General features: G+C 70.1%; 29 protein-coding genes. 13 read left to right on the top strand and 16 right to left on the bottom strand.

Features of this window, described 5'->3' with window-relative positions; genetic code table 11:
• Positions 1–223: 223 nt before the first annotated feature.
• Positions 224–667, top strand: coding sequence for a DUF488 domain-containing protein (locus MTDSW087_RS02915; RefSeq protein ID WP_144759951.1), 444 nt, complete (start codon positions 224–226; stop codon positions 665–667).
• Between the two features lie 78 nt (positions 668–745).
• Here the strand turns inward: MTDSW087_RS02915 and MTDSW087_RS02910 are convergent, their stop codons facing one another.
• The 5 genes from MTDSW087_RS02910 to MTDSW087_RS02890 form a co-directional block, all read right to left on the bottom strand.
• Positions 746–1,195, bottom strand: a complete 450-nt coding sequence (locus MTDSW087_RS02910; RefSeq protein ID WP_144759948.1) for a DUF6894 family protein — start codon at positions 1,193–1,195, stop codon at positions 746–748.
• Between the two features lie 91 nt (positions 1,196–1,286).
• The gene (locus MTDSW087_RS02905; RefSeq protein ID WP_144759946.1) at positions 1,287–1,520 is read right to left on the bottom strand and encodes a hypothetical protein; all 234 of its coding nucleotides are present in this window, start codon (positions 1,518–1,520) and stop codon (positions 1,287–1,289) included.
• 135 nt (positions 1,521–1,655) lie between these two features.
• Positions 1,656–1,856, bottom strand: coding sequence for a hypothetical protein (locus tag MTDSW087_RS02900; RefSeq protein ID WP_144759943.1), 201 nt, complete (start codon positions 1,854–1,856; stop codon positions 1,656–1,658).
• A 10-nt stretch (positions 1,857–1,866) separates the two neighbouring features.
• Positions 1,867–2,499: an acyl-homoserine-lactone synthase gene (locus MTDSW087_RS02895; protein ID WP_144760232.1), complete on the bottom strand. Its 633-nt coding sequence runs from the start codon at positions 2,497–2,499 to the stop codon at positions 1,867–1,869.
• A gap of 159 nt (positions 2,500–2,658) precedes the next feature.
• Entirely contained in the window at positions 2,659–3,390 is a 732-nt protein-coding gene (locus MTDSW087_RS02890) for an autoinducer binding domain-containing protein (RefSeq protein ID WP_144759940.1), read from the bottom strand.
• A gap of 130 nt (positions 3,391–3,520) precedes the next feature.
• Here MTDSW087_RS02890 and MTDSW087_RS02885 point away from each other — a divergent pair, with 130 nt between their 5' ends.
• Together MTDSW087_RS02885 and MTDSW087_RS02880 are read left to right on the top strand one after the other, a co-directional pair.
• The gene (locus tag MTDSW087_RS02885) at positions 3,521–3,787 is read left to right on the top strand and encodes a hypothetical protein (protein ID WP_144759937.1); all 267 of its coding nucleotides are present in this window, start codon (positions 3,521–3,523) and stop codon (positions 3,785–3,787) included.
• A gap of 114 nt (positions 3,788–3,901) precedes the next feature.
• A complete protein-coding gene (locus tag MTDSW087_RS02880) occupies positions 3,902–4,144 on the top strand; it encodes a DUF6894 family protein (protein ID WP_144759934.1) in 243 nt (80 codons plus the stop codon).
• A 2-nt stretch (positions 4,145–4,146) separates the two neighbouring features.
• Here the strand turns inward: MTDSW087_RS02880 and MTDSW087_RS02875 are convergent, their stop codons facing one another.
• The 4 genes from MTDSW087_RS02875 to MTDSW087_RS02860 all read right to left on the bottom strand — a co-directional run bounded on the left by MTDSW087_RS02875 (position 4,147) and on the right by MTDSW087_RS02860 (position 8,136).
• Positions 4,147–4,662: a DNA-binding protein gene (locus MTDSW087_RS02875; protein ID WP_144759931.1), complete on the bottom strand. Its 516-nt coding sequence runs from the start codon at positions 4,660–4,662 to the stop codon at positions 4,147–4,149.
• Between the two features lie 153 nt (positions 4,663–4,815).
• Entirely contained in the window at positions 4,816–5,076 is a 261-nt protein-coding gene (locus MTDSW087_RS02870; protein WP_144759928.1) for a DUF6894 family protein, read from the bottom strand.
• Positions 5,077–5,151: 75 nt separating this feature from the next.
• Positions 5,152–6,900 carry a hypothetical protein gene (locus MTDSW087_RS02865; RefSeq protein WP_144759925.1) on the bottom strand — a complete coding sequence of 583 codons (1,749 nt, stop codon included), beginning with the start codon at positions 6,898–6,900 and terminating at the stop codon, positions 5,152–5,154.
• A gap of 39 nt (positions 6,901–6,939) precedes the next feature.
• Positions 6,940–8,136 carry a glycosyltransferase family 4 protein gene (locus tag MTDSW087_RS02860; RefSeq protein ID WP_144759922.1) on the bottom strand — a complete coding sequence of 399 codons (1,197 nt, stop codon included), beginning with the start codon at positions 8,134–8,136 and terminating at the stop codon, positions 6,940–6,942.
• Positions 8,137–8,429: 293 nt separating this feature from the next.
• Here MTDSW087_RS02860 and MTDSW087_RS29920 point away from each other — a divergent pair, with 293 nt between their 5' ends.
• Positions 8,430–8,570, top strand: coding sequence for a hypothetical protein (locus MTDSW087_RS29920; RefSeq protein WP_186383714.1), 141 nt, complete (start codon positions 8,430–8,432; stop codon positions 8,568–8,570).
• Between the two features lie 1,006 nt (positions 8,571–9,576).
• Here MTDSW087_RS29920 and MTDSW087_RS02855 read toward each other — a convergent pair.
• A complete protein-coding gene (locus MTDSW087_RS02855) occupies positions 9,577–10,710 on the bottom strand; it encodes a DUF2336 domain-containing protein (RefSeq protein WP_144759920.1) in 1,134 nt (377 codons plus the stop codon).
• Positions 10,707–11,513, bottom strand: coding sequence for a response regulator (locus MTDSW087_RS02850; RefSeq protein ID WP_144759916.1), 807 nt, complete (start codon positions 11,511–11,513; stop codon positions 10,707–10,709). The genes MTDSW087_RS02855 and MTDSW087_RS02850 overlap by 4 nt, the downstream gene beginning before the upstream one ends.
• 229 nt (positions 11,514–11,742) lie before the next feature.
• Between MTDSW087_RS02850 and MTDSW087_RS02845 the strand changes: the two genes are divergently transcribed.
• The 6 genes from MTDSW087_RS02845 (at position 11,743) to MTDSW087_RS02820 (ending at position 17,913) form a co-directional block, all read left to right on the top strand.
• Positions 11,743–13,359 carry an ABC transporter substrate-binding protein gene (locus tag MTDSW087_RS02845; protein ID WP_144760229.1) on the top strand — a complete coding sequence of 539 codons (1,617 nt, stop codon included), beginning with the start codon at positions 11,743–11,745 and terminating at the stop codon, positions 13,357–13,359.
• A gap of 10 nt (positions 13,360–13,369) precedes the next feature.
• A complete protein-coding gene (locus tag MTDSW087_RS02840; RefSeq protein ID WP_144759913.1) occupies positions 13,370–14,350 on the top strand; it encodes an ABC transporter permease in 981 nt (326 codons plus the stop codon).
• Between the two features lie 8 nt (positions 14,351–14,358).
• On the top strand, positions 14,359–15,312 hold the full coding sequence (locus MTDSW087_RS02835; protein WP_238179485.1) for an ABC transporter permease: 954 nt from the start codon (positions 14,359–14,361) through the stop codon (positions 15,310–15,312).
• Positions 15,309–16,289 (top strand): ABC transporter ATP-binding protein, encoded by a 981-nt coding sequence (locus MTDSW087_RS02830; RefSeq protein ID WP_144759907.1) that lies wholly within the window; start codon positions 15,309–15,311, stop codon positions 16,287–16,289. The genes MTDSW087_RS02835 and MTDSW087_RS02830 overlap by 4 nt, the downstream gene beginning before the upstream one ends.
• Positions 16,286–17,302 carry an ABC transporter ATP-binding protein gene (locus tag MTDSW087_RS02825; RefSeq protein ID WP_144759904.1) on the top strand — a complete coding sequence of 339 codons (1,017 nt, stop codon included), beginning with the start codon at positions 16,286–16,288 and terminating at the stop codon, positions 17,300–17,302. The genes MTDSW087_RS02830 and MTDSW087_RS02825 overlap by 4 nt, the downstream gene beginning before the upstream one ends.
• Positions 17,303–17,703: 401 nt before the next feature.
• Positions 17,704–17,913 (top strand): hypothetical protein, encoded by a 210-nt coding sequence (locus MTDSW087_RS02820; protein ID WP_144759901.1) that lies wholly within the window; start codon positions 17,704–17,706, stop codon positions 17,911–17,913.
• Between the two features lie 105 nt (positions 17,914–18,018).
• Here the strand turns inward: MTDSW087_RS02820 and MTDSW087_RS02815 are convergent, their stop codons facing one another.
• Entirely contained in the window at positions 18,019–18,930 is a 912-nt protein-coding gene (locus tag MTDSW087_RS02815; RefSeq protein ID WP_144759898.1) for a bestrophin family protein, read from the bottom strand.
• Positions 18,931–19,096: 166 nt separating this feature from the next.
• Between MTDSW087_RS02815 and MTDSW087_RS02810 the strand changes: the two genes are divergently transcribed.
• Positions 19,097–19,756 carry a DUF2147 domain-containing protein gene (locus tag MTDSW087_RS02810; RefSeq protein ID WP_144759895.1) on the top strand — a complete coding sequence of 220 codons (660 nt, stop codon included), beginning with the start codon at positions 19,097–19,099 and terminating at the stop codon, positions 19,754–19,756.
• A gap of 51 nt (positions 19,757–19,807) precedes the next feature.
• Here MTDSW087_RS02810 and MTDSW087_RS02805 read toward each other — a convergent pair whose 3' ends face one another.
• Positions 19,808–21,025, bottom strand: coding sequence for a serine hydrolase domain-containing protein (locus MTDSW087_RS02805; protein ID WP_144759892.1), 1,218 nt, complete (start codon positions 21,023–21,025; stop codon positions 19,808–19,810).
• Between the two features lie 282 nt (positions 21,026–21,307).
• Between MTDSW087_RS02805 and otsB the strand changes: the two genes are divergently transcribed.
• Positions 21,308–22,051 carry a trehalose-phosphatase gene (otsB, locus tag MTDSW087_RS02800; protein WP_144759889.1) on the top strand — a complete coding sequence of 248 codons (744 nt, stop codon included), beginning with the start codon at positions 21,308–21,310 and terminating at the stop codon, positions 22,049–22,051.
• A gap of 81 nt (positions 22,052–22,132) precedes the next feature.
• Complete coding sequence (locus tag MTDSW087_RS02795) at positions 22,133–23,167, top strand: glucokinase (protein ID WP_144759887.1); 1,035 nt, start codon at positions 22,133–22,135, stop codon at positions 23,165–23,167.
• Here MTDSW087_RS02795 and MTDSW087_RS02790 read toward each other — a convergent pair.
• The 3 genes from MTDSW087_RS02790 to MTDSW087_RS02780 are packed head-to-tail and all read right to left on the bottom strand — an operon-like array spanning position 23,157 to position 26,217.
• On the bottom strand, positions 23,157–24,935 hold the full coding sequence (locus tag MTDSW087_RS02790; protein WP_144759884.1) for a TadE/TadG family type IV pilus assembly protein: 1,779 nt from the start codon (positions 24,933–24,935) through the stop codon (positions 23,157–23,159). The two genes, MTDSW087_RS02795 and MTDSW087_RS02790, sit on opposite strands and share 11 nt — an antisense overlap.
• A complete protein-coding gene (locus MTDSW087_RS02785; RefSeq protein WP_238179743.1) occupies positions 24,929–25,609 on the bottom strand; it encodes a TadE/TadG family type IV pilus assembly protein in 681 nt (226 codons plus the stop codon). The genes MTDSW087_RS02790 and MTDSW087_RS02785 overlap by 7 nt, the downstream gene beginning before the upstream one ends.
• Positions 25,597–26,217 carry a TadE/TadG family type IV pilus assembly protein gene (locus MTDSW087_RS02780; protein WP_144759881.1) on the bottom strand — a complete coding sequence of 207 codons (621 nt, stop codon included), beginning with the start codon at positions 26,215–26,217 and terminating at the stop codon, positions 25,597–25,599. Before MTDSW087_RS02780 ends, MTDSW087_RS02785 begins: the two co-directional genes overlap by 13 nt.
• Between the last annotated feature and the right edge of the window lie 44 nt (positions 26,218–26,261).

Raw genomic sequence — 26,261 nt, 5'->3', positions numbered from 1 at the left:
GGGAAAGCTCGTTCCTCAGCGACATCGTTGCCCGCCACCTGCGAAATGCGCCACACAGAGGGGTATTCGATGCCCGCTGCGCGGTTAACGGACCTTTGCGAGCTTTGCGGCGGAATTCCGGAACCCGTTGCAGGACGGGCACATAAACCCTCCGCGGAGCCGCCGCGCCCGGATATCGGGCCGGCTAAGTCGCCTCCCTGCAACGCATCTTCGGACGGAACCCGTGCGTAAGACCTTGTTCACCATAGGCTACGAAGGGCTGGAGCCCCGGCAGCTCACCGACGCGCTCAAGGATGCGGGGGTGGGGCTGCTCGCCGACGTGCGGGCGGTGGCGAACTCGCGCAAGCGCGGCTTCTCGAAGGGCGCGCTGAAGGCCGGGATCGAGGAGTCGGGGCTCGCCTACGCCCATCTGCGCGCGCTCGGCACGCCGAAGGCCGGGCGCGAGGCGGCGCGCGGCCACGACGCCGCGCTGATGCGCCGGATCTATTGCGAGGAAGTGCTCGACACCGCCGACGGGGGCCTCGCCCTCGACGAACTCGCCGCCATGGCGGAAGCCGCGCCGACCTGCCTGCTCTGCTTCGAGCGCGATCCCGAGCGCTGCCACCGGCGTGTGCTCGCCGAGCGCTTGGCGGCGCGCGGCTTCACCACGGTGGACCTGTTCGGCTGAACCCGGGCCTCGAGCCGGAAGACGCCGGGGCTCCGCCCCGGCACCCCGCCAAAGGGATGATCCCTTGGGAAACCCGGATCAGGCGTTCGGCTCGAAGCCCAGGCGGAAGCGCGCTCCGGGCTCGCGGCGCCGAAGCAGGGCGACGAATCGGGCCGCGCCCGCGAGGAGGTCGGCGGATTGCGCCAGGATCTCGGTCCGGAGCGGCGCCAGGGCGGCGCGCAGCCGCGCGAGGCGGGCCCGCGGTCGGATCGCCTCGGCCCGGCGCAGGGGCAGAGCCTCGGCCTCCGGTGGGGCGACGGGCACGTAGAGCGCCTCGAAGAAGGAGAGGTCGAAGAGGGGCGCACCGCCCTCCACGGTCACCGCCAGCTCGGCGTTGAGCAGGCGCTGCTCGCTGCCATGCGCCGCCACCAGCCGGCGCACCACCGTGCGCGCCAGATCGCGGGCCTCGGCCTCGTCCTGGACCCACTGGCCCGTGCGCTCCGGGAGGAATGTCTCGTCGAGTCGGATGTTGAAGAAGACGCGGATCATGATCAGGCTCTCCCTGTTCATGCCGGCGGGACGGAGGACCGCTCCCGCCCTGCGGAGGGGATGCGCGGCGCCAGGGCGCCGCCGCGTTCACTCAGGCCGCGCGCGGCGCGGACAGGTCCGTCTCGGCGGCATCGGCATCCGCCTCGGGCGCCTCGGGCGTGCGGGGATGGAAGGCATCGGCGAGCAGGGTGAGGCGGCGGCCCATGTCACGCACCTCGTTGAGGGCGATGGACTTCTGCCCTTCCTTCACCGCCCGGGTGATGTCGCTGATCTGCGACGTGGCGATGCGCTTCAGCTCGGCGGCGAGCTGGTCCTTGGTCATCATCGGCTCGGGTTCCGGCTGTCCTCTCAGGCCGCCACCCTCGCGCGATCACCGTTACCAGACGGTTTAAGGGCGGCCCCCCCTCACGGAGGCGCCGCCCTAACGTCTTGGTCACGCTCTCTCTTTTTTCGAGGCGCGTCAGCCGGCGCGCTCGGCGAGCTGGTCCGCGACGCGTCGCAGGAGGTCCTCCAGCATGGCGCGCATCTCCGGCGATCCCTCGCGCTCGACGATGCCGTGCGCCTCGATGCAGATCTCGGCGAGGCGCTGCAGCCCGCGCTCGGCCTCCTCCGCCTCCGAGGCGGTCAGCGGCGCGTCGGGCCAGGGGCGTGGCGATCCCATGGCGACCCCCTCAGCTCGCGAGGCGGCGGCGGGCGACGGGACGAGCGGACAGGACGCTGGCCGCGTCGCCCCGCGTCTCGCGCAGGCGCTTGAGGGTGCGGTGATCGAAGGCGGCACTCACGGCGACCGTGTCCTCGCCCGAGATCGGCTGCGGCAGGCCGAGCGGCGTGACGCGGAAATGCAGCTGCACGAGGCGCAGCAGCCAGAGCGGGTTCATCTCGATGACGATGGCCTCCACCCCCGATTCGAGACCCCACTCGACGATCGCGGTCAGCAGCGCGCTCCCCACCGGGCTGAGGATGCGGCCGCGGTCGCGGTGGTTCCGGTCGACGGCGTAGCGGGTCCATTCCCAGACATGCGGGCTGCACGGCGGCTCGACCTCGCAGAGGCCCGGCAGCACCGCGGTCAGCAGGTAGGGCCGGGTGGTGGGCAGCATGCGCTGGTAGCCGACCACGCGCCCCTCGTGCAGGGCGAGCATGTGCAGAGCGTGGTCGTCGTCGAAGGTGTCGATTTCGCGTCCATCCGGCCGAGCCAAGTCCGTCCAGCGCTTTTCCTCGACGAAGACCTGATGGCGAAGGCGATAGGCCTGCTCCATGGCTTCCGAATACTGAGCAGCATTCTCCGGTGTAACGATATGGATCACGGCGATCTCCATCTGATGGATGATCGCCAATATCGACAACCTCACGGATACGGCACAGTCCGCGATCGCGTACCATGCGTGAGATTGAATGCCTGTCGTGAAACGGATTTTGCCGATGGCGCGCCGGCCGGCAGGCCGTTCGACGAGATTATAACAACCTCAGGTTATCAGACCGCGCCGCATCGCCTCGGCTACGGCATGAGCGCGGCTGCCCGCCCCGAGCTTGCGGTGGACCGAGCGCAGATGCTTCTCGGCCCCGTGCTCGGAGATCGACATCATCTCGCCGATCTCCCACTCGGACTTGCCGGCCGCAGCCCATTGCAGGGCCTCGCGCTCCCGTGGCGTCAGCTCGACCGGGTTCTGCACCGGTCCCTCACTCAGCAGCACCGAGCGGCCGAAGGCGTAGGCCGCCACGAGATGGAGCATGCCGCGCAGCTCGGGCGAGAGGTCGAGGCGCTCGGCCCCGAAGCTGAACCCCGCCACCCGTCCGTCGAGGGTGACGAGGGGCACGGTGAAGCCCTGGCGCAGGCGGAAGCTGCTCGCCTCGTCCATCACCCGCGTCGCCGCCGGGTCGCGGCGGTAGAGCGGCTCGATCTCCGACCACAGGAACGGCGTCGGGTCGGTGGTGAGCCGGCGAATCGTCGGGTCGCGCTCCAGATGGCCCGCCTTGAAGTAGTGCTCGGTCCAGCCTCGGGGGGTTGCGTCGATCAGCACATGGGCGGCCTGGCGGACGCGAGGCGTGCCGGGCATCGGGATCACACCCGCGAAGGTGCTCTCGACACCGAGGCGCGCCACGGCGCGCAGCAGGCAGGCGTTCAGCGCTTCGGCGGTGGGCGCCCGGTCGAAGGAGCGGAACAGGTCGTAGGTCAGGTCGACGAGTTTTGGCAGCATGCAGGCGCCGAATACGGAGAGGACACGCCCCGCGTTTCCCATTATTCTCGTTGCGGGCGACTCTAGATTGGGCCGGCTTAGCCCGCAACGGCCGAGGCCGTCCCGCGTGGCGTTCGGAGGAGTTTTACAGGTGGAAGACGGCCCGGACCTCGATCTCGATCTCGGGCAGACACTTCCCCGAACAGCCGATCTCTTGGACAGGATCGCCACGATCCTGAAGGTCGAGCCGTCCTTCTTCCTCGGGAAACCGGACTGCCCGGCGCCGCAGGCCGCACCGGCCCTCGCCGCGGAGCTTCGCGAGCTCATGCAGCTGTTCCATGCGATCGAGGACGCGGATACCCGGCGCGCGGCCCTCAACCTCGTCCGCCTCCTCCAGGGCCGCGACGGCGAGGCCTGATCCGCGGGCTCGCGCGCGACCAATCTGCGCAGGCCGGATGGCATGCCTTCCGTCGCGGGCGCCGAGTGCCTATATGACGTGGGATAAAATCCCACGATTTTGCGACACGGATAGATGGCGCGCTATTTCATCGACCTGCACGACGGCGCGACCTTCGTGCGCGATACGGTCGGCTTCGATCTCGCCGACGAGGCCGAGGCGCGCGAGCGGCTCGTGCGCATCATGGCGAAGATCGCACAGGGGCTCACCCCCGCCGCGGATCGGCAGGACTTCCTGGCGGTGGTGCGCGACGACCAGCGGCAGGTGATCCTGCGCGCGCACCTATCGCTCGACATCGAGCGTGTCGCGGTACCCTGAGGCTACCAACAGACCCGTGGCAGGCGCCGTTTCCAGCGCTCGCCGAGACGCAGGTCCTCGCTCTCGCGCCGCGGACGCCGCGGTGCGCGATCCGCAGCCTCTGCCGTGCGCAGGGGCAGCATCGCGGGCTGGACGCTGGCGGCCGCTGGCGCGGATGGGACCTTGGCCGCCGCCACGGGCAGCGCCTTGGCGGCCCGAGGCTGCGCCTTGGGCTCGGCTTCGAGCTTCGGCTTGGACTGGCGGACCGCGACGCGGCGGACCCGCGGCAGGGGCGCCTCGACCTCGCGGACGGGCTCCGGCTCGGGCTCGGCGACCGGCGGCGAAATCAGGCTCGGCAGGATGCGCCGCGGCTCAGGCCGCTCGGCGCAGGGCGCGGTTGCCGCCTCGAACAGGCGGGACGCCGACCGCTCGGACTTGTTCTCGAGGAGCGCGGCGCGAACGGGAAGAAAGGCGGGTGCTTGGCGCCCGCGGGCCTTGGTCTCGACGGTGAACGACCGCCGCACGCGATTGCGTGACATCGTCGGGTCAGATCTCTCGATTGGGAAGACGCGCTTGCGCGCCGCAATCTACATGGATCGCGGCGGACAGAATGTCGAGGACTTCTTGACGGATCATCTACGAAAATATGGTTTCGCGGCCGAGAAACGGCCTTTTCCGCGCATGCGGGCGCATCAATGCAAGGTCGTGTCCTTCCGCGGCGGCAGCGTCACGACCTCCGAGAAGGGAAATTCAAGCACGATCTCACCGGCCTCGTCGGTGACGACGAGACACGCGCTCATCAGCCGCGCCTGGCTCGCCCTGTCACGGGCCATGACAGACAGGGCGGTGGCACGCGCCTTCTCCCAGGCGGCGTCGGCATCGGGCAGCTCGATGCCCTCGGGATCGGTCACCCGATCCTGACCGATCTCGGTGTGGAAGTAGTAGCGCGGCATTCTCGTCACCCTGCGGATCCCGCCCGGATGTGGGGGTGGCCCCTGCACGACGCGAGGCATCGGCGGCCCCGCCTCTCAACGCAGCCTGTCGAGGAGGGGGCCGATCGTGCCGGCCCAGAGCCCGCGCATGGCCGAAGCGCGCGTGCCGGGCAACTCCTCACGCGCCACGTCGATGGCGGTGATGCGGAATCCGAGCAGGCGTGCATCGCCGCCGTTCCGCGACGAGATCGGGCTGAACAGGGCGCTGGAGCGGAAGTAGATCTCGGTCATGTCGTCGGCGTCGCGGTCGATCTCGTCGATCCGGATCGCCATCGCTCGCTTGCGGTCCTTCCCGCCGAAGCTGTGCGTCGCCTGCAGGCCGTTCGGCGTGAAGATCTCGATCTCCACGCTGCGCTTGTGCGGATTGAAGACCTCGACATGCGCGCGCAGATGGATCGGCCCGGGGCCCGCCCCGGGAAAGCGCAGGCGCAGCACCGCGACCCGCTCGCGGCTCCAGGCGCCCCCGGGCTCGAACTCGTGCCAGCCGCGGGCGAGGAGGGGTCGCAGCCGGTGCTGCGACCAGGTCTCCATCGCGGCAGCCGGCTGCGCGCTCGTTTTCGGGGCCGGCAGGCTCCGGGTTCGGGCCTGCGCGGCGAGCGCGTCCAGGAAGGGGGCGACCGCGCAGAGGGTCGCCGGCCAGAGCAGGGTCTCGAGCTCACGCTCCTGCTCCGGCATATAGGTCAGGGCGGGCCGGTCGCGCTCGGCGAGGAGCGCCTTCAGCGCGGCCTGGAACGCTTGCGGCTCGTCCCGCACCGTGACGCCGGGAAAATCGGCGAAGCGCTCGAAGCCGCGCATGGCGGCGGAGGTCGCGACGATCGGCCGGCGGTTGTAGAGGGCCTCGGCGGTCTTCAGGTTGGTGCCGCCGCCCTCGGTGATCGGAAGGATCACGCCGCCCGCGAGGTCGAGCAGCGTGGCGAGGCCGCCCTCGTCCAGCACGCCGGCATCGAGGATGCGCGAGAGGTTGAAACCGCGGTGCTCGCGCCAGTAGCCCGGCGCTTCGAGCAGGCGCATCACGCTGCCGACGACGACGATGCGCTCGTCGGGCGCCAGATAGGCGAGGCTGTTGCCGAGCATCGTCACGAAGCCGGTGGCGTTCGGCGGGTGGCCCGAGGCCACGAAGAGCGCGGTGCCGAAGCGCGCCGTCCGCCGGGCCCAGAGTTCAGTGTCGCTGCGCTGTGCCTTCGGCCAGACGCCGTTCGCGGCGAGCACGCTCGGCTTGCCGTAGCTCTGGAAGTGCAGGAGGTCGCCAGGGCTGCAGGCCACGATGCCGTCGCAGGCGCCCGCCAGTTCGTCCTCCATGGCACGCACGCGCTCGCGGATGCGCTCGCGCGCGCCCTTCGAGAGCCCGCGCGTCACCGCCTCGACGAGCTGCGTCTCGACATTGGCCGAGCCGTACACGATGCGGGCCCGGCTGCCGGGGTGCGCCGCGCGGTAGGCCTTCACGAAGGGCCAGAGCCAGGGATGCTCCAGCCAGATCACGTCCGGATCGTAGCCGTCGATCACGGCGCAGGCCGCCTCGAACCGGCCGGCATCCCGCACCAGGAAGTCGGCGGCATCGATGTCGGTGCGGCCCTCGATGCGCTCCAGGTGCCGGTGATAGGCGGCGTCCAGGGGGAAGAGGTGGTCCGCGCCGTCGACGGGGTCGCCCTCGGCCGGCACGTGGACCGCCATGTGCCGGGTCGTCCAGCCCTGCGCACGCAGCACCCGGTGGAGGGCGTTGACCCGGATCTGGCCGCCGTGGCGGGGCAGGTCGATCCGGTAGGTGGTGAGGGTCAGAAGCTTCATCGCAGGGCCTGGTCGGAGGGCCGCTCGCAGGACGGGCGCTCAGCGGGGGAGGGCGGCGAAGAGGTCGTCCTGGAAGCGGCGCATGCAGGCGCCCCAGGAGGCCGGCTCGAAACCCTCCCGGATCTCCGCCTCGCGCGCGGCGAGCGCCTCCCCATCGGTGAGGAAGTGGCGGATGCGGTCGCGCCAGCCAACATGGTCGAGGGGATCGAGGAGGTCGCTCAAGGGTCCGCCGACCTCGGGGATCGATGAGGCGTTCGAGGCGATGCAGACCTTGCCGCGAGCGAGGCTCTCGGCCACCGGCAGGCCCCAGCCCTCGTAGAGCGACGGGTAGAGCGTGAAGCGGGCGTTCCGGTAGAGCCAGTCGAGCTCGGCGTCGGCGACATCGCTCATCACCCGGTCGTAATCCGGATGGAGCGCCTCGCTCGCCTTGATGAAATGCATCAGGTCGGCGGTGTTCCAGCCGACATTGCCGACGAAGATCAGCGGCACCAGGCTCTCGCGCGCCGTCTCATGCAGCTCGCGCCAGATGTTGAACAGCATCTGGTGGTTCTTCCGCGGCTCGATCGTGCTCACGTAGAGGACGAATTCGCCGGGCACCAGGCCGAGCTTGCCCGCGGGGTCAGCCAGGCTCGCGGTCGGGATGTCAGAGCCGAGCAGCGCCCGCGCCATGACGGGCGCCTTCAGCCCGACCCGGGCGTAGTAGCTCTCCAGATCGCGCCGGGTCGATTCGGAGATGCAGAAGATCAGGTCTGCGGTCCAAGCGGCATCGACGATGAATTGCGGGAACTTCCGCTCCATGCCCGGTACGCAGTATTCGGGCATGACGATCGGAACGATGTCGTAGACCATCTGCACGACGAACATGCCGCGGCGCTTCTTCTCCGCGTAGAGACGCACCATGTAGGCGATGTCCCATTGCAGCCCGACGCTCACCACCACGTCGTCGGAGCGGAAGCGCAGCAGCACCTTCTCGTCGAGGCGGCCGTGGCTCGGCGTCGTCGCGGAGACGGTGGGTGCGGCAGGGAAGAGCGCGGCGACCTCCTCCCGGGGCACGAGCCAGAACGCGTCGTCGGCGCTGTCGTAGCTGAAGAAGGCGGCCTGCGGACAGTGGTTGAGGAAGTGCTGGACGAGTTCGCGCTCGGTGCGAACGATGCCGACCGGGTTGTGGCCCTTCCAGCGCAGGCTCGTCGAGACGTCGATCAGGATCCGTCGTTCGGGTCCCGCAGCGCTCGCCATCCGCAACCTCTCCCGACCGTTGGCCCCCGGCCGGGAGGCGGACAGGCGCCGAAGGCGGTGGCGGCGCGGCGGCTCTCTAACAGGCGGATAGCTGTGCGGCAAAGCCAGCTCGCCGGACGGTCCAGGCGGAGGCCGAACTGCAACCTGCGGCGAGAGCCGTGCCAAGCTTCGGGGAAGAGCCTTGCACGCAACTCATCACTGTCATGCCGACTCTGGCATACCAGATATTTCGCTGCAGTGCGATATATGCCGCACCGCAATCGAGACACCTCCGAGCCGCAGGACGACAGACAATGAGCCTCGTGATCGCCGCCACCTTCGTCGCCGCCGCTGCCGCCGTCCTCAACGTCACCCTGGTGATCACCCTCGCCGAGCGCTTCGGCACCGAGGGCCAGGAGGCCGGCATCATCGGCGCCGTCCCTACCGCCGCCTGAGGCCGTCCCCGAGGCCAGAGCCGCGAAGGCAATCTGCCGCATGGCACCGGCTCCGGCCTCGACCGATTGACCTCCTGTCACGGGCTGATCGCCTGTGACAGGAGGTCCGTGCCATGTCCCTGGCCCTCATCGTCATGCTTTCCGGCGCACTCGGCGCCGTCCTGATCACCCTGGCCGCCCGCCCAGCCGCGGACCGCTTCCTGCACTGGTGAGGCCGCGCGGATCCGCCACCCTGCAACCTTGCCGCACCCTCCGGGTTGGACCTTCGACTCGTCAGAGGATTTCACCATGGAAGCAGCGGTGATGATCGCCGGCGCCGCGGGCGCCGCGATGACCCTGGTCTACCTGATGCCCGGGCTCGATTCGTATTTCGATTGGGAATGACCGAGCCGCCGGCCTGACGCGGCCGGGCGGACATCAGGCCATGCGCGCCGCCGCCAGGGCGCGTCCGGCGACCGCCTGCAGGTTGCCGATCCCTTCAAGACCGATCCCATCCTCGATCGCTTCCTCCAGCGCCGCGCAATAGGCGGAGAGTTCGAGGACCCGAGCATACCCGCCATGGCGACGAGGCCGTGCGCCTCGCGGGCAAGGCGCACGCCGTCCCCGGAGACGGTTGGACCAGGGCGAGCCCAGCCCGGAGATGGATCTCGAACAGGTCGAGGGCCGCGCTCGGTCGCACCGGCCCGAGCAGGTCGGCAATCTCGCCATAGACCGACTGGTCCCAGACGGTATCCGTCCTGTCAGTGTCTCCCCGCATGTCAGCCTTCCGCTGCGCCTGAGGATCGGATCGAGTCGCCCGCGCCCTCGATGGCTCATCCCAGAACATGCACGCAGGCGATCCTTAACGGATCGTTAATCAATCTAGCCGGGATGAATGAAAATGAACCCGTCCGTCTGCAGGCTCCGGAACGTGTGAATCCGTGTCGACTATTGCCAGGATGATGCGGCAATACACCTATTACAAGCTGCAGCCATAATCTGGACGAGTGCGATGCACGGCGTCCAGTCAGCCGGGGAGCTGAGCGAGATAGGCGGTGCGACCTTGCAGTGCCATTGCGTGGCGCACGAGCCTGCGCGCCGAGCCGGGCCCGAGATCCGTCATCAGGCGATGCGAGGCGACGAGGGTGTCGAGAGGGATCGCATCGCGGAAGCGGGCGTTCAGGAGAGCCTTGAGGGTCGACCAGGGATAGTCGAGGCCGCGCAGCACCACCGACAGGGCGGCCACGTCCTCCGCGTCGAAGGTGGCCACGAGCGGGGTGATCTCCAGTCCAGCCCCTTGGGCGAGGGCGGCGAGCACGTCCTCCACACGCCTCAGTTCGAGCCAGCGCTCCAGGCGCGCGGGCGTGACGGTGGCGGCGAGCAGGTCCCCGGCGCCCGCCATCGACGCGTCGAACCGGGCGCGGCGGACGTCCGGGACCGACGCGGCGAGGAGGGCGGCGATCCGGCCGGGCAGGGCGGCAGCGAGCGCCGAATCGATGTCGACATCGCCCGCGAGCGCGGCCTCGGCCCGCTGCAGGGCCAGGGCGGCCAGCTCCACGCGGGCGGAATCGGGCAGGTCGCCGCGGGCGCCGAGACGCACCGCGACCTCCTCCGAGGCACGGGCGTGGCGCATCAGCAGCGGCAGGCTCTCGAGCGAGATGGAGGCGGACCGGTTGGCGAGCAGCACGGCGACGACGCCGGCATCCCCGAGCCGGATGAGCGCCTCGCAGAGCGGGGCGCCGAGGCCGGCGCGGCGGGCGATCGCCGCGCGGTGCAGGTCGCCGCAAGCGGTGGCCACCGCCTGGAACCAGCCGTCGCCGAAGCTGCGGCTCTGCGTCAGCACTGGCTCGGCGACGCGAATCGAGCGGTCCTGCGCCAGCAGGGCGGAGGTGCGCGGCGGCGCCCGCCGCAGCTCGGCGACGCGCACCGCGAAGGCACGGCGGGCCGGTTCGTCCACCTGGGACAGGAGCCCGGCGAGCAGGATGTCGTAATCGGCCTTGTCTTCCACGGGCAGGCGCGACCAGCGCTTGGTCAGGAGATCGGCCGAGCGGCGCACGAGCTGCGACTGCCGAGCCCGGTCGCCGCTCTCGATCGCCTCCTGGATATCGCGTACCAGCGCGTCGACACGCGGCTCCTGCACGGTTTGGCGCAGCGCGCTCATGCGCCCAGGGCCAGCGTGCCGGCCTCCTCGGCCTGCAGCGCCTTCACCAAATAGGGGTGCCACAGCCCGAAAGCGTCGTGGATCGTCCGGTCGATATCCGCGAAGGAGAACGGCTTGCGCAGGTAGGCGCAGGCTCCGAAGGTGTCGAGCTGGCGCGCGGGGATCGCCGCGTTCGAGAAGCCCATCAGCAAGATCTTAGCATGTCGGTGACGGTCGCTGACTTGGCAGGCGACCTCGAGTGCCGGCAGGTCGGGCAGCTCCGCCTCGATCATCGCCACGTCGAAGCTGCCGAGGCGCGCGGCCCGCAACGCGACGCCGCCGCGCTCGGCATCGACGATCTCGAAGCTGAAGTGGCTGTCGCGCAGGAGCCGCCGGATCAGGTTGCGGGTGGCCGCGCGGGGCTCGACCACGAGGAGACGCAGCTCCCGGCGGATCACGCCACTTGCCGCGAGCACGCGGGCGACATGGCGCTCGTTCAGCGGCTTCAGGAGGACGTCGTAGGCGCCGACGAGGCGCGCGACCGCGGGCCAGCGCGGGGCGAGCAGGTCCGAGAGCAGGACGATCATGGCGCCGCGCCCGCGGCGCTCGCGCCAGGCGAGGAGGGAGCCGGCATCGGTCCCGGGCAGGATCACGTCCACGAAGACGAGGTCGACCCCCTCGCCGGCGAGCGCCGCCGCAAGCTCCCGGCCGTTGCACGCCTCGATGATCCGGGCGCTCGGGTCGCTGGCTGCGATCGCCTCGACGAGGTCGAGCCGGGTCTCCTCGTCGGCATCCGCGACCAGGACAGTGAGGCCGGTCTCCATCGCCACAGAATTCCCGCGCCGTCGGTGCTCGATCGGCCGACGAATACCGGCGCAGGCTTAATGCGGCGTAACCCGTGCGGCGGTCCCGGTAACCAAAACCTCCGGGACCGCCACGCATCGGGCAGGGGAGGAGCGGGCCCGCGTCGCAGGGTGCCTGTTGCGCGAGTGCCGCGCCTGCTGGCACAACTTCCGCATCCGGGCGCCGGCCCCGATCGCGGGCGCCACCACGATGCAGAGGCGGTGTGACGCTGTGACGAGTTCCCTGAAGAATGCCCTGCTCGCCCTCGGCCTGACGCTCGGCCTCGGCGCCGCCCCGGCAGAGGCGCAGAACGTCTTCCGCTTCGCCTTCCAGGGGGACATCAAGTCCCTCGATCCCTACTCGCTGAAGGAGAGCTTCACGATCGGGATGCACGGCGCCGTCTACGAGTCGCTGATCACCCGCGACAAGAACCTGAAATACGCGCCCCAGCTCGCCGAATCCTGGGAGACGCCCGAGCCGACCCGCTGGCGCTTCCACCTGCGCAAGGGCGTGAAGTTCCACGACGGCTCGCCCTTCACCGCCGACGACGTGATCTTCTCGGCCAACCGCGTGCGGGCGCCGGGCTCGAACTTCCAGACGAACGTGCCCGGCGACGCCGAGTTCGTGAAGGTCGACGACTACACCGTCGACATGAAGCTGAAGACCCCGAACCCGATCGCGATCGCCCAGTTCTCGACCTGGTACATCATGTCGAAGGCCTGGGCGGAGAAGAACAACGCCGTCCAGCCCTCGCCGCCGACCGCGACCTCGCCGAGCTACGCCGCGCTCCACGAGAACGGCACCGGGCCCTTCGTCGTGGCCGAGCACCAGCCCGGCGTGCGCACGGTGTTCAAGAAGTTCCCCGGCTACTGGGGCAAGGTCGAGTCGAACATCGACGAGGCGGTCTTCACCACCATCGGCAACTCGGCGACGCGCGTGGCCGCGCTGCTCTCCGGCGAGGTCGACTGGATCGATCCGGTGCCCCTGCAGGACCAGCCGCGCGTGGAATCGAGCGGCAACGCCGTCGTCATGGCCGGCCCCGAGCTGCGCACGATCTTCCTCGGCATGGACCAGTGGCGCGACGAGCTGAAGGATTCGAGCGTCAAGGGCAAGAACCCGTTCAAGGACAAGCGCGTGCGCGAGGCCTTCTACCTCGCCATCGACGAGGACACGATCGCCAAGCGTGTGATGCGCGGCCAGGCGACGCCGTCGGCGATCCTGATCGCGCCCTCGCTCTACGACCGCTCGGCCGAGATCAAGCGCCCCGCCTACGACCCGAAGAAGGCCAAGGCGCTGCTGACGGAAGCGGGCTACCCCGACGGCTTCACGCTCACCATGGATTGCCCGAACGACCGCTACGTCAACGACGAGGCGATCTGCCAGGCGGTGGTCTCGATGCTCGCCCGCGTCGGCGTGAAGGTGAACCTCAACGCCCAACCCAAGGCCAAGTACTTCGCCAAGGTCCTGGCACCGGGCTACGACACCTCGTTCTACCTCGTCGGCTGGACGCCCTCTTCGCAGGACAGCCACAACATCCTCTACGAGATCGCCGGCTGCCGGAACGACCCGAAATCGGGCCGCGGCGGCTGGAACCTCGGCAATTACTGCAACCCGAAGATCGACGAGATCGCCGACAAGGTCGAGCAGGAGACCGACGCCAAGACGCGCGACGCCCAGATCAAGGAGGGCTTCGATACGATTTCAGCGGATTGGGGCTACATCCCGCTCCACCAGCAGGCGCTCGCCTGGGGCGTCTCGAAGAAGGTCACGCTGGTGCAGCGGCCCGACAACATGCTGATGCTTTACTGGGTGTCGAAGCAGCCCTGAGGCCGCGCGCGTGCTCGCGTTCCTGATCCGGCGGCTCGCCCAGGCCGCCGTGGTGCTGGCGGTGGTCGGGCTCATCGCCTTCGCGATGTTCCGGTTCGCGGGCGATCCCGTGAACCAGATCGTGGGGCCGGACACGCCGGTCTCCGAGCGGGCCGAGATCCGCAAGAGCCTCGGCCTCGACGATCCGGTGCTGCTGCAGTTCGGCCGCTACGCGGGCAACGTCCTGCGCGGCGATTTCGGCATCTCCTACCAGTTCCGGCAACCGGTGACGGCGCTGCTGGCCGAGCGCATGCCGGCGACGCTGGAACTGGCCTTCTGCGCCACGCTGTTCGCCCTCACGGTCGGCATCCTGATGGGGGTGTACTGCGCGCTCAGGCGGGAGACCGTCCTCGCCAAGCTGTTCCAGGCGATCTCCCTCGTCGGCGTCTCGCTGCCGACCTTCCTGATCGGCATCCTGCTGATCTTCCTGTTCTCGGTGACGCTCGGCTGGCTGCCGTCCTACGGGCGCGGCGACACGGTGCGGATCGGCGGCTGGACCACGGGCTTCCTCACCGTCTCGGGGCTCAAGGCCCTGATCCTGCCCTCGATCACGCTCGGCCTGTTCCAGATGACGCTGATCATGCGCCTCGTCCGCGCCGAGATGCTGGAGGTGCTGCGCACCGACTACATCCGCTTCGCCCGCGCCCGGGGCCTGACCACCCGGGCGATCCATTTCGGCCACGCTCTGAAGAACACCCTCGTGCCCGTCATCACCATCGCCGGGCTCCAGCTCGGCTCGGTCATCGCCTTCTCGATCATCACCGAGACGGTGTTCCAGTGGCCGGGCATGGGCCTCCTCTTCGTCCAGGCGGTGCAGAACGTCGACATCCCGATCATGTCCGCCTACCTGCTGCTCGTCGCGGCGATCTTCGTGACCATCAACCTCGTGGTCGACCTGCTCTACACCGTGGTCGACCCGCGCTTGCGCACCAGCGTAGGGCGCACGGCATGAGCGCGCGGATGGACGATGCCGCCGAGGCGCCGGACGCGCAGAGGGCCACCCCGTCGCGGCTGGCGCGCTTCCTCGGCTCGGATCTCTGGCTGAGCTTCCGCCGCTCGAAGCTCGCGATGGGCGCCTTCGCGGTGACCCTGCTGATGTTCGGCCTCGCCTTCGCCGCGCCGTGGATCTCGCCGCAGAACCCCTACGACCCGGCCCAGCTCGAGCTGCTCAACTCGAACCTGCCGCCGCTGTGGAACCCGGACGGCCAGTCGCCCTTCCTGCTCGGCACCGACGACCAGGGCCGCGACGTGCTCTCGGCGGTGCTCTACGGGCTTCGCCTCTCGCTGATCGTGGGCATGCTCGGCGTCGTGGTCTCCGGCTTCCTCGGCATCGGGCTCGGGCTGGTGGCCGGCTATTTCGGCGGCGCGCTCGACACGCTGATCATGCGGGTCGCCGACGTGCAGCTCACCTTCCCGGCGATCCTGATCGCCCTGGTGGTCGACGGCGTCGCCAAGGCCTCCTTCGGCAGCGCGCTCGACACCAACGCCACGATCCTCCTCATCGTGGTCTCGATCGGGCTCTCGTTCTGGGTGCAGTACGCCCGCACCGTGCGCTCCTCGGTGATGGTGGAGCGCGGCAAGGACTACGTGCAGGCGGCGCGCCTCATCGGGCTCTCCTCGCCCGTCATCATGGTCCGCCACGTCCTGCCGAACGTGACCGGGCCGGTCTTCGTCATCGCCACCATCAACCTCGCGCTCGCGATCATCACCGAGGCGACCCTGTCCTTCCTGGGCACGGGGCTCCCTGAGACCATGCCCTCGCTCGGCACCCTGATCCGCACCGGCAACCGCTTCCTGTTCTCGGGCGAGTGGTGGGTGGTGGCCTTCCCCGGCATCGCGCTCGCGGGACTGGTGCTCGCGATCAACCTGCTCGGCGACTGGCTGCGCGACGCGCTGAACCCGAAGCTGCAATGACAGATCCAGTCCTCTCCGTGCGCGACCTGCGCGTCGCCTTCGAGACGCGCCGCGGCACGCTCACCGCCATCGACGGGGTCTCCCTGGAGATCGGCCGCGGCGAGATCCTCGGCGTGGTCGGCGAATCCGGAGCCGGCAAGTCGGTGACGGGCTCGGCCGTGATCGGGCTGATCGACCCGCCCGGCCGCATCGTCGGCGGCGAGATCCGCCTCGGCTCCGAGCGCATCGACGACCTGCCGCCGGAGAAGATGCGCCGCGTCCGGGGCCGCCGCATCGGCATGATCTTCCAGGACCCGCTCACCTCCCTCGACCCGCTCTACCGGGTCGGCGAGCAGATCGTGGAGACGATCCGCACCCATACCGACCTGTCGGCCAGGGCCGCGCGGGCGCGGGCGATCGACCTCCTCACCGAGGTCGGCATCCCGGCGCCCGAGCGGCGCATCGACGGCTACCCGCACGAATTCTCCGGCGGCATGCGCCAGCGCGTGGTGATCGCGCTGGCGCTCGCGGCCGAGCCGGAGCTGATCATCGCCGACGAGCCGACCACGGCGCTCGACGTCTCGGTCCAGGCGCAGGTGATCACCCTCCTGAAGCGCCTCTGCCGCGAGCACGGCACCGCCGTGATGCTGGTGACCCACGACATGGGCGTGATCGCCGAGGCCGCCGACCGGGTGGCGGTGATGTATTCCGGCCGGATCGCCGAGATCGGCCCGGTCGCCGAGGTGGTGCGCGCGCCGCGCCACCCCTATGCCCGCGGCCTGATGTGCGCGATCCCGACGCTCTCCGACACCGCCGAGCGCCTGACCCAGATCCCGGGCGCCATGCCGCGGCTCACCGCGATCCCGCCGGGCTGCGCCTTCCATCCGCGCTGCCCGAGCGTGTTCGGGCGCTGCCAGGTCGAGCGGCCGGAGCCGATCCCCGTCGGCGGCGCCCGCGTGGCCTGCCACCTCTACGACGCGCGCGGAGAGGCCGCATGAGCGCCGCCGGCACCGACGCCATTCCGAAGAGCGCCTATGTCGAGGTCGAGGGCCTCCGCCGCGTCTTCGACGTGTCGAAGCCCTGGCTCAACCGGGTGATCGAGCGCGAGCCCCGCCAGAGCCTGAAGGCGGTGGACGGGGTCGCCTTCGCGATCCCGCGCGGAGAGACCTTCGCGCTGGTGGGCGAATCGGGCTCGGGCAAGTCCACCGTGGCGCGCATGGTGGTGGGCCTGCTGCCGCCCTCCGCGGGCGAGGTGCGCATCTCGGGCGTCTCGATGACGGATCCGCGCCAGGAGGCGGCCCGGCGGCGCCTGCGCGCCCGGATCCAGATGATCTTCCAGGATCCCTACGCCTCGATGAACCCGCGCTGGCGGGTGGGCTCGATCATCGCGGAGCCGATCCGGGCCTTCAACCTGATCCAGGGCGAGGCGGCGATCCGCGCCCGCGTCGGCGAATTGCTGCGCCTCGTCGGCCTGCACCCGGACGATGCCCGCAAATACCCGCATGAATTCTCCGGCGGCCAGCGCCAGCGCATCGCCATCGCCCGGGCGCTGGCGAGCCAGGCCGAGTTCCTCGTCGGCGACGAGCCGACCTCGGCGCTGGACGTCTCGGTCCAGGCCCAGATCCTCAACCTGATGCGCGACCTGCAGGACCGCTTCGGGCTGACCTACCTGTTCATCAGCCACAACCTCGCCGTGGTGCGCCACATGGCGACGCGGATCGGCGTGATGTATCTCGGCCGCCTCGTGGAAGTGGGCCCGAAGGCCGGGATCTTCGCGAGCCCCCGCCACCCCTATACCCGCATGCTGCTCGATGCGGTGCCGGACCTCGCCCATATCGGCCGCGCCCGCACCCCCGTCTCGGGCGAGATCCCGAACCCGATCGACCCGCCGCCGGGCTGCACCTTCAACCCGCGCTGCCCGCACGCGAACGATCGCTGCCGCAGCGAGGTGCCGCGCCTGATCGACGGCGTGGCCTGCCACGCGGTGGAGGAGGGGCGCCTGCCGGCCTGAGCCAAGTTCGGATCCGCCCTCCGGAAGGGATCGCGCGGATCGAATAGCAGGCGTGAAAAAAGGGCCGCCCGCGAAGGCGACCCGAGTCCTGGGAGGAAACGCACAGAGCGTACGGCACGCGGGGTGCCGCACCGGGTGAACCGGGCGGCCCGGCCTCCGTTCCCCGAAAGTTTGACGTCGAAGCTTCGGGGCCCGCTCCCCGCTGCATCCATCCGCCGATGGCAGGCCGTCCCGTGCCGCCGCGGCGAGCGAAGATCCGCTTTCCGGCCGGCCGATCGCAACCGATGGCGGGAATCCGCGTTGACGCCACATTGGAGTTCTTCTAATTAAGAACTGCACGGCGCCGCCCCGGGATGGTTCGGGGATGGCGGGACAACGACAAGCTTCACGGAGAGTTCGAGATGGCCGGTACCACCAGCGCTGCCTGCGAGAGCTGCCGCTTCTTCGACGACCACAAGCTCAACGGCGCCGCCGCGGCGGGCGACGAGGGCCTCTGCCGCTTCAACCCGCCGGTGAGCCAGCCGGCTCCCGAGTCGAAGGGCCTCTGGCCGGTCGTCGCCTCCAAGGATTGGTGCGGCCACTTCACGGCCCAGATGACCGCGGCCGAGTAAGCGGCGCAGCAGGACGAGGTCCGGAAGAGGGCCGGCGCGGACGCGCCGGCCCTCTTTCGTGCGGTCGATTGCGTGGCCGCGGCGGCGCGGGTGTGAGCCGGTCCTTCAGCGCAGCAGGTAGTTCTCGGGCTCCACCGGCTCCGGCAGCGGCTCACCGAGGGCGTCGCAGACGATGCGCTCGACGGTGCGCAGCATCGCGTCGAGGGGCAAATCGTTCGGCTCCAGGCCGAAGGGCTCCTCCAGCTCGTCGCCGAGCGCGTCGAGGCCGAAGAAGGTGTAGGCGACGAGTGCCACCGCCGGGGGGGTCGCCCAGCCGAGGGAGCCGGACAGGCCGATCGGCAGGAACAGGCAGTAGAGCCAGGCGGTGCGGTAGAGGAGCAGCGTGTAGGCGAAGGGGAGCGGCGTCGACTGGATGCGCTCGCAGGTGGTGTGGATCGCCGACAGGTCCGCGATCTTCCGCTCCAGGAGGGCGAAGGTCACGTCGCTGAGCCGGCCCGCCCGCATCGCCCCGGCGAGATCCGCGGTCAGGGCGGCGAGCACGCCGTCGGTCGGGCTGAAGGGCCGCGGCGCCTCGCCCGGGGGCTGCCAGGGTCCGATCGCCGCCGCCTCGTCGCCGCCGCGCAGCCGGGCGTGCAGGCCGTTGGCGAAGCCCGCCACCCGGCGCAGGGATCGCCGGCGCAGGGCGGCGTCCTGCTCCTCGGGCAGAAGGGCGCCGAGCGTGCGGGCGAGACCCCGCGCCTCGACGACGAGCGCACCCCAGGCCTTGCGGCCCTCCCACCAGCGCTCGTAGCAGGAATTGTTGCGGAAGCTCAGGAAGATCGACAGCGCGAGCCCGATCAGCGTGAAGGGTCCGATCCCCGCCGAGACGGGAAAGGCATGCGGCCAGCGCTGCTCTGCGGCGACCACGAGGCAGGCGAAGGCGGCGAGCCCCGCCACCGTCGGCGCCACCTGCGGCAGGATCGAGCCGCGTAAGGTGAACAGGATCGCGAGGAGGTTCGTGCGGGGGCGGACGATCATGCGGGCGGGATGCGGCGGATATCGGCGCACCGCCATAGCGGATGAAGCCCGCGCCGTCAGGCTCACGATGCCGTGGCCGTCATGATGCGGTCAATATCGGAGAGGATTGCGGGGCCGAGAGACAGCCGAGGCGCCGGGCGCGAGTCCGGCGCATGGGAGTGAAGGCATGACGTTTCGACTGATCGCGGCCGGTGCGCGGGTACGGTCCGTTGCCGCCCGCATGGCCCTGCCGCTGGCCGCCCTCGCGGGGCTCGCCGGCGCGGCGCAGGCCGCGACGCCGGCCGATCCGAGCGGCACCTACCTGACCGAGGACGGGCGCGCCCGCATCCGCCTCGAGAAGTGCGGCCCCGCCGAGAAGAACCTCTGCGGCTACGTGGTCTGGCTGAAGGTGCCGCTGAACGACAAGAACCAGCCCCGGGTCGACTTCAAGAACCCGGATCCGAAGAAGCAGGCCCGGGCTTCCCTCGGCCACCAGCTCATCCTCGGCCTCAAGCCGAACGCCGATGCCCGCTACGAGGGCAAGATCTACAATTCCGAGGACGGCAAGTCCTACGACGTGACGGTCTGGACCGAGGAGCCGGGCGAGCTGACCGTGCGCGGCTGCCTGATCGCCTTCCTCTGCAAGTCGCAGACCTGGAACAAGGTCACCGACGTGCTGCCGGGCCAGCTCACCGCCGCCACCAACACGCCCGGCGGTCCGCGCTCGGATGCGGAATGGCTGCCGCAGAAGCCCGCCGCCACCGGCTCGACCGCGCCGACCGCCGCGGCGCCGAAGCCCGCCGCCGCCCCGGCCAAGCCCGCCGCGCCGAAGCCGGCGGCCCAGTAAGGGAACCCGGACGATCCCGAAGGGACGCGCCCCTTCGGGATCCCGTGACGCTCAGTCCACCAGCGCCGCGTAGGTCATTACCCGCAGCTCCTTGCGGATCGGCAGGGCGGAGGAGGGGATGAGCTGCGTCAGCAGCACGACCGAGAGATCCTCGGCGGGGTCGATCCAGAAGGCGGTGGAGGCGAGCCCGCCCCAGGCCACCTCGCCCGGCGACCCGATGATCTGGGCGCGCGTCGGGTCGAGCATCACCGAGAAGCCGAGGCCGAAGCCGATCCCGTCATAGGAGGTCTCGGCGAAGCGCGGCGTGCCCATCGCCGCGAGGTCCCCGCGCAGGTGGTTGGCGAGCATCAGCGCCACCGTCTTGCGCCCGAGAAGCCGCACCCCGTCGAGCGCGCCCCCGTTCAGGATGAAGCGGCAGAAGCGCTGGTAGTCGCGCGCCGTCGAAACGAGGCCGCCGCCGCCGGACGCGATGGCGGGCGGGCGCGCGAAGGCGGTCTCGGCCGAGTCGTCGTAGAGCTTCAGCCGTCGCTCGGCATCGTAGACGTAGCAGGCGGCGAAGCGGTCCAGGTTCTCGGGACGCACGTGGAAGTCGGTATCCACCATGCCGAGCGGCCGGATCACCCGCTCGCGGAGATAATCGGCGAAGTCCATGCCGGAGACCGCCTCGACCAGGCGCCCGAGCACGTCGGTGGCGACGCTGTAGTTCCAGGCCGTGCCGGGCTGGGCGAGGAGCGGCAGGCCGGCCACCGTGCGCGTCAGCTCGGCAAGCGTCGAATCGGGCCGGAGATAGTCGGCGCCCTTGAGCCGGTAGAGCGCGTCGACGAGCGTCGCCTCCATGAAGCCGTAGGTAAGCCCCGCCGTGTGGGTGAGCAGGTCGCGCCAGGTGATGGCGCGCCGCGCCGGCTCGGTCTCGATCTTCGCCCGGTTGCCCCCGGTCGCCACCCGCATCTCGGCGAATTCCGGCAGGACGTGCGCGATCGGGTCGTCGAGCTGGAAGCGGCCCTCCTCGTAGAGCTGCATCACCGCCACCGAGGTCAGCGGCTTCGTCATCGAGTAGATCCGGGTCACGGTCTCGGGCGTGAAGGGCTTGCCGCGCGCGAGGTCGGCGAGGCCGTGGGCGCGGGAGAAGGCCGTGCGCCCGCGCCGCGCCACCGTCACAGAGAGGCCGGCGAGCCGCCCCGTCTCCACGAGCCGCCGCATCCAGCCATCGATGCGCTCCAGCCGCTCCGGGCAGAAGCCCAAGCTCGCCGCATCCGCGTGATCCTGCATCCCGTCCATCCCCATGTCGTGGCCCGCCCCGCCTATAGCGGAGGCGCGCCTCCGCGCCGAGGGCGCCGCGGCCGCAGGCGTTTGCCGCCCTCCGGCACGCGTGCTAGAGCATTTTCCGCGGAAGCGGTTGCCGGTTCCGCGCAAGAAAATGCGGCACAATCAATCAGATAGAGCATTTCCTGTGATCCTTGGATCACAGGAAATGCTTTAGCCCGGACCGATCCCGGGCGCGCGCTCCGTTCGGAGCGCGCGCCCGGGCCCCTTCGCCTGGAGTCCCGCGCGGTGAGCATCGCCCTGTTCCTCGATTTCGACGGTACCCTCGTCGAGATCGCGCCGCGGCCGGACGCGGTGCAGGTCGATCCCGACCTCGTGCCCGTTCTGGAGCGGCTGCGCACGCGGCTCGGCGGGGCGCTCGCCATCGTCACCGGGCGCCCGGTCGGCGTCATCGACGACTTCCTGGCGCCCGCCCGCTTCGACGTGGCCGGCCTGCACGGGGTCGAGCGGCGCCTGGACGGGGTGCACGCCGGCGGCCGCCCCGAGGACCATCCGGACCTGCGCGCCGAGGTGCCCCGACTCCAGCACCGCGTCGCCGATCTCGACGCCGTGCTGATCGAGGACAAGGGCGCCTCTGTCGCCGTGCACTGGCGCCTGGCCTCGCCCGAGGACGCCGCCCGGGCCGAGGAGGCCGTGAAGGCCTCCGCCGCCGCCCTCGGGCAGGCCTACCGGCTCCAGCTCGGCAAGGCGGTCGGCGAGATCGTGCCGGCCTCGGCCACCAAGGGACACGCCATCCGCGCCTTCCTGGAGGAGGCACCCTATGCCGGCCTCCGCCCCGTCTTCCTCGGCGACGACCGCACCGACGAGATCGCCTTCGCGAGCGTGAATGCCGATGGCGGCGTCTCGGTCCGGGTGGGGCCGGGCGATACGGCGGCGCCCCGCCGCCTCGCCGACCCGGAGGCCGTGCGCGCGCTCCTGCGTGCCTGGGCGGACGGCGCGCCGATCGAGCCGGACGCCCTGCCGCCGGCCTGACCCCGATCGACCAACGCGGCCTTGACGGGAGCCGCGCCGGCCCCAGACCTTCCCTCGAGTGATGAAGGAGGGCGTGCCCGCATGTTCGAGTTCCCGGTTCTCGTCGGCGATATCGGTGGCACCAATGCCCGCTTCGCCCTGGTGACGGAGCGGGGCGCCCAGCCCCGGACCCTGTCGCACGAGCCGACCGGCGGCCATCCGGACCCGTCGAGCGCGATCCGCACGGCCCTCGCCAAGGGCGCGCACGCGGTCGGCGCGCCGCCGCCCCGCTCGGCCGTGCTCGCCATCGCGGGCCGGGTCGACGGCCCCGAGATCCAGCTCACCAACGCGCCCTGGCTGGTGGCGCCCGCGCGGATCGCCGCCGATTTCGGCCTGTCCAGCGCCGTGGTGGTGAACGACTACGTGCCGGTGGCGGCGGGCGCCGCCGGGATCCGGCCCACGGACCTGACCCCGGTCGGCCCGCATATCGACCCGGCGCCGGAGCCGCCGGCGGGCGCCCGCGTGGTGCTCGGCCCCGGCACAGGCTTCGGAGCGGCCGCCGTCATCCCCTACGGCGACCATTCCGCCATCGTCTCGACGGAGGCCGGCCATACCGATCTCGGGCCGGTCGGCCGCGACGAGGAGACGATCTGGCGCGTGCTGGAGCGCTCGGAGGGGCGCATCACCGTCGAGACGCTGCTGTCCGGCCCCGGGCTGGCGCGGCTGCATGTAGCCCTGCGCCACCTCCGCACGGGGGAGGTGGCCGAGCGGATCGACCCGGCCGCGGTCACGGAAGCGGGCCTGAACGCCAGCGACCCCCACGCGGCCGAGGCGCTCGCCCTGTTCGGGCGCCTGCTCGGCCGAGTCTGCGGCAACCTTGCGCTGACCTTCCTGGCGACCGGCGGCGTCTATATCGGCGGCGGCATCGCCCCGCGGATCCTCAAGGTGCTGCAGGAGGGCGATTTCCGCACCGCCTTCGAGGACAAGGATCCCTTCGCCGACATGATGAAGGCGATCCCGACCAGCGTGATCACCGTGGAGGACCCGGCCTTCAACGGCCTCGCGGCGCTCGCCGGCGAGGGCGAGCGCTTCGTCTATCACGCCTCCGCCTGGCGGGCGGAGGGGCCTACTGGGTGAGGCGGAGCGTACCGATGCTCGCCGCGATCTGATTGAAGGCGTTGATCAGGCTGTTCGCGTCGTTCGCCACGAAGAACTGGTTCGAGGCGGAGGCGCAGGCGCTGAGCAGGCTCAGCCCCTGCTGGTCGATCGGGTCGTTCTGAATGCTGAACCCGATCGTATAGATCGAGACGCCGGCAGCCTTCGCGTTGGTGCAACCCAGGAGCGTGAGCGCATCGAGGGCGGCGCGGGCATTGGTCCCGTTGGAGACGTTCTGGTTCGTGGTCGGCAACCGTGAGTTCGGGTCCGTGTTGTCGGCCGAGTTCTTGAGGTAGCCCATCGCGAAGTACTGCGACTTGTTCGGGTTGCTCTGGCTCGAATCGAGGACGGGCCAGGAATTCTCACCGTCGGTCATCAGGATGATGATCTTGTTGACGGCATTGGTGCTGGAACTCGTGCTGGCGCCGTAGGCCGAGGGCGGCGTGCTGTTCGGATCGCTCGCGAAGACGCTGAGCGGCGACAGGGTCCGCCACCCCCACATGAAGCCTTCGTGGATGTTCGTCGAGCCGAGCGGCGCCATGCTGGTGATCAGGGATTTCAGCGTGCTGACGCCGGTGGCGGTGCTCGTGGTGGTCAGCGTGATGAGCGGCTTCGTCGTGCAGCCGAAGTTCGGACCGTTCGGCATGCTGGTGCCGCCACCCGCATAGGGGCTCGCATCGCGGGGCGAGACGTACTTGCAGGCGCGACTCTCGAGATTGGCGTAGGTGTCGGACTTCGCGGCGCAGCCACCTGCATTGTGATAGTCGTCGATGTAGCTGTTGTACGACGCGATCCGGTTCGAATAATCGTACCAGAAAGCGTAGGACATACCGTCCCCGGCCTCGTCCGGCGCGAAGAGCGGCACGTAATAGGAATCCGGATTCGTGACCACGGGGGCCATGTCCTGCACGTTGAGCGGGTAGGGCAGGGTCTCGAAGCAGCCCGCCCAGTCCCAGCCGGAATAGGCGAGCTTGAGCTTGTTGAAGATGCCGAAGCGATTGGTGAAGCCTGCCGCCGTCGCGCCGGCGACGTTGCTCCAGTGATAGCGCGACTTGGCCGCGAGATCGACGAAGGACGCAGATGCGTACTTGGCCGGCGGCAGCGCGACCGCGCCCGCGAACGGCACGATCGAGATCCTGGTCCCCGTCGCGAAGGAATCGCTCTTGGAGACGTAATCGACGAAGTTCGACGCGGCCGTCTTCAGGGCCTGCATTTTCGTCTGCGTTCCGTCCGAGATGTCCATCGAACCGGTATTGTCGAGGACGAGGGCGATCTCGAACGTCTTCGGCAGGGGCGTGGCGCAGCGGGCGACCGCGTGCGGACGGATGGTGGTGACGCCGGTGAACTTTCCGACCAGGGCGGTCGAGGGGATGTGCGTGGTGAGCGTGATCTGGCGTGGATTGGTTGTGACGCCGAGGGGATCGATCGTCACCGACGCGCCCATGTAGCCGGTCATCATGGCATTGGCCTGCGTCTGCAGCGCGGCCGTGGTGGTCGTGCCGGGCGTCTGGCACAAGGCGAGGGCCGTCGCGTCGGTGGCCGCCCGCAACTTGGTCTCGAGGCGCGTGGCCATGCCGTAATCGATCGCCGCCCCGGTGAGCCCGAGGATCGGGAGGCTCAGGAAGGCGAACAGGATCACGACGTTGCCGGACCGTGCGCCGGGAAAGGCGGCCCAGGCGGTGCGCAGGCGGCGGACGCCGGGAAACGACCGGCCGCGACCGGCCGCGCGGCAGAGGAGGGGGCTCAGCATGGCTTGGCGTTCTTCGTGTCGGGATCCGGCAGGATCACCTCGTTGTAGGTGTTGGGCGCGACCTTCGCGCCGCCACGGGTCGGCCAGGGAAAGCTGGCCTTGAGGGTCACCGTGCCGGTGGTGTTGCCGAACAGCTTGACCAGGGCGCTGCCGATCATCGGCCGGTAGTCCATGCTGACCTCGGTCAGCACGTAGCGCATGCCCAATCCCTGGAATCCCGCCGGAACGGTGAGGTCGGTCGGGATGCCGACCGTGCGCTTGACCGCGTTCGCGTTGGCGACGCTGGAGCAGACCTTGGGGATGAGCGTGGCGCCGGTCAGGTTCACGCCCATGGCGCTGACCACGATCTTCACGGTGCTGGGATCCAGCGGGCGCATCACCAACGCCGACGAGGCGAGGATGTCGGTCACCAGCGCCGGACTGATCGGGTTCTGCGTGTCGCCCTGCGCAGTCATGTCGGAAACCGTGCGCGCGAGCAGCGTGAGCTTGCGCCAGGAATCGATGGCATGCGCGTATTCCGACAGCCCGACGAAGATCGTGAGCAGGATCGGCAGCACCATCGCGAACTCGACCGCCGCGATGCCGCCCCGCGCCGCGCGGAAGCGGCGGCAGGCGAGGAGGGCGCGCATCCGGCCGGACCCGCGCGGCGCGCGGCTCGACATCAGGTGCCGCATGCCGAAGCTCCGCCGCCGGTCTCGTAGGGCTCCGTGCGGAAGACCGCCGTGGACATCAGGAGATGGGTCCCGGAGGAGAACGTCCGGAAGTTGACGCTGAGCAGGCCGAGGAAGGTGGGGAACTCCACGGCCGCGGTCACGGTCACGATCGCGCCCGGCTTCGGGCAGGTGTAGTTGCTGCCGAAGCCCGTGTTCCAGGTGCCCGTCGCCGAATTGAACGGCGTGCCGGCGGTCGAGCCGGCGAAGCTGTTCGACGTCGTGACGTCGATCCGCAGATCGGTGCAGCTGAACAGGGTCAGGACCCGCGCGCTGCTGGGGCCGCAGATCGCGTCCCGCAAGGCATTCTGCACGCTCGGCGCATTGCTCTGCGCCGCGCGGGCGATCTGGAACTGGCCCGTCAGCAGGGTGCGCACGCCGTTCTGCAGGGTGCGGTCGAAGTTCTGCCCGGCCCAGATCAGGAAGGCGACCTGGATGATCGCGGTGCAGAGCCCGAGGAAGGGCACCGCCACGAGGGCGAATTCGACTGCGGCGGCCCCATCGCGGTCGGACAGGAAGGCGGCGCCCGCGGAACGCCAGGGGCGCGGGCGTCTCGCGATTGACGGGCCCATGGGCTGCCTCACGACGATACAGCCCCGTGTCTAGGCGTCTGCGT

It is taken from the genome of Methylobacterium dankookense, from assembly GCF_902141855.1.
In the GTDB taxonomy this organism is placed as follows: domain Bacteria; phylum Pseudomonadota; class Alphaproteobacteria; order Rhizobiales; family Beijerinckiaceae; genus Methylobacterium; species Methylobacterium dankookense.
The sequence above is the reverse complement of the archived record's forward strand: the minus strand, read 5'-3'. Positions and strand labels throughout refer to the sequence as shown.

What these genes read in the sequence shown, in the direction of transcription:
- MTDSW087_RS02910 (WP_144759948.1), bottom strand. Translation starts at nt 1,195, where the DNA reads ATGATCCGCGTCTTCTTCAACATCCGACTCGACGAGACATTCCTCCCG.
- MTDSW087_RS02825 (WP_144759904.1), top strand. Translation starts at nt 16,286, where the DNA reads ATGAGCGCCGCCGGCACCGACGCCATTCCGAAGAGCGCCTATGTCGAG.
- MTDSW087_RS02845 (WP_144760229.1), top strand. Translation starts at nt 11,743, where the DNA reads ATGCAGAGGCGGTGTGACGCTGTGACGAGTTCCCTGAAGAATGCCCTG.
- MTDSW087_RS02880 (WP_144759934.1), top strand. Translation starts at nt 3,902, where the DNA reads ATGGCGCGCTATTTCATCGACCTGCACGACGGCGCGACCTTCGTGCGC.
- MTDSW087_RS02810 (WP_144759895.1), top strand. Translation starts at nt 19,097, where the DNA reads ATGACGTTTCGACTGATCGCGGCCGGTGCGCGGGTACGGTCCGTTGCC.
- MTDSW087_RS02900 (WP_144759943.1), bottom strand. Translation starts at nt 1,856, where the DNA reads ATGGGATCGCCACGCCCCTGGCCCGACGCGCCGCTGACCGCCTCGGAG.
- MTDSW087_RS02805 (WP_144759892.1), bottom strand. Translation starts at nt 21,025, where the DNA reads ATGCAGGATCACGCGGATGCGGCGAGCTTGGGCTTCTGCCCGGAGCGG.
- MTDSW087_RS02815 (WP_144759898.1), bottom strand. Translation starts at nt 18,930, where the DNA reads ATGATCGTCCGCCCCCGCACGAACCTCCTCGCGATCCTGTTCACCTTA.
- MTDSW087_RS02855 (WP_144759920.1), bottom strand. Translation starts at nt 10,710, where the DNA reads ATGAGCGCGCTGCGCCAAACCGTGCAGGAGCCGCGTGTCGACGCGCTG.
- MTDSW087_RS02785 (WP_238179743.1), bottom strand. Translation starts at nt 25,609, where the DNA reads ATGCGGCACCTGATGTCGAGCCGCGCGCCGCGCGGGTCCGGCCGGATG.
- MTDSW087_RS02890 (WP_144759940.1), bottom strand. Translation starts at nt 3,390, where the DNA reads ATGCTGCCAAAACTCGTCGACCTGACCTACGACCTGTTCCGCTCCTTC.
- MTDSW087_RS02875 (WP_144759931.1), bottom strand. Translation starts at nt 4,662, where the DNA reads ATGTCACGCAATCGCGTGCGGCGGTCGTTCACCGTCGAGACCAAGGCC.
- MTDSW087_RS02780 (WP_144759881.1), bottom strand. Translation starts at nt 26,217, where the DNA reads ATGGGCCCGTCAATCGCGAGACGCCCGCGCCCCTGGCGTTCCGCGGGC.
- MTDSW087_RS02790 (WP_144759884.1), bottom strand. Translation starts at nt 24,935, where the DNA reads ATGCTGAGCCCCCTCCTCTGCCGCGCGGCCGGTCGCGGCCGGTCGTTT.
- MTDSW087_RS02830 (WP_144759907.1), top strand. Translation starts at nt 15,309, where the DNA reads ATGACAGATCCAGTCCTCTCCGTGCGCGACCTGCGCGTCGCCTTCGAG.
- MTDSW087_RS02865 (WP_144759925.1), bottom strand. Translation starts at nt 6,900, where the DNA reads ATGAAGCTTCTGACCCTCACCACCTACCGGATCGACCTGCCCCGCCAC.
- MTDSW087_RS02835 (WP_238179485.1), top strand. Translation starts at nt 14,359, where the DNA reads ATGGACGATGCCGCCGAGGCGCCGGACGCGCAGAGGGCCACCCCGTCG.
- MTDSW087_RS02795 (WP_144759887.1), top strand. Translation starts at nt 22,133, where the DNA reads ATGTTCGAGTTCCCGGTTCTCGTCGGCGATATCGGTGGCACCAATGCC.
- MTDSW087_RS02860 (WP_144759922.1), bottom strand. Translation starts at nt 8,136, where the DNA reads ATGGCGAGCGCTGCGGGACCCGAACGACGGATCCTGATCGACGTCTCG.
- MTDSW087_RS02820 (WP_144759901.1), top strand. Translation starts at nt 17,704, where the DNA reads ATGGCCGGTACCACCAGCGCTGCCTGCGAGAGCTGCCGCTTCTTCGAC.
- MTDSW087_RS02850 (WP_144759916.1), bottom strand. Translation starts at nt 11,513, where the DNA reads ATGGAGACCGGCCTCACTGTCCTGGTCGCGGATGCCGACGAGGAGACC.
- MTDSW087_RS02905 (WP_144759946.1), bottom strand. Translation starts at nt 1,520, where the DNA reads ATGATGACCAAGGACCAGCTCGCCGCCGAGCTGAAGCGCATCGCCACG.
- MTDSW087_RS02870 (WP_144759928.1), bottom strand. Translation starts at nt 5,076, where the DNA reads ATGCCGCGCTACTACTTCCACACCGAGATCGGTCAGGATCGGGTGACC.
- MTDSW087_RS29920 (WP_186383714.1), top strand. Translation starts at nt 8,430, where the DNA reads ATGAGCCTCGTGATCGCCGCCACCTTCGTCGCCGCCGCTGCCGCCGTC.